General features: G+C 63.4%; 1 protein-coding gene. It reads left to right on the forward strand.

Annotated features, from left to right (window positions below):
* Positions 1 to 292: ABC transporter permease subunit (locus tag AF337_RS10835; RefSeq protein WP_152970970.1), on the forward strand; the 292-nt coding region annotated here is incomplete at both ends.

Consider the following 292-nt stretch of genomic DNA (forward strand, 5'->3'; position numbering starts at 1 on the left):
GGCGCTGATTGCGACGACGTTCCGGGTGCGCAGGATACCGGTTCTCAGCCAACTGGCCGACCTCTACGTGTCCTATGCCCGGAGCGTCCCCGTCGTGCTGCAACTGTTCGTCGCCTTCTACGGACTGCCGCTGGTCGTCGCCTTGTTCGAGGTCGAGGACTTCGTGTCCCCAAATGTCGCGGCGATCGTCGGCCTCAGCCTCTACCATGGCGGATATCTTTCCGAGGTTCTGCGGCCAGCCTACCTCGCCGTAGAACGCGGTCAGCATGACGCCGCCGACAGTCTCGGATAC

It is taken from the genome of Rhizobium ecuadorense, from assembly GCF_001187535.1.
GTDB classification, from domain to species: domain Bacteria; phylum Pseudomonadota; class Alphaproteobacteria; order Rhizobiales; family Rhizobiaceae; genus Rhizobium; species Rhizobium ecuadorense.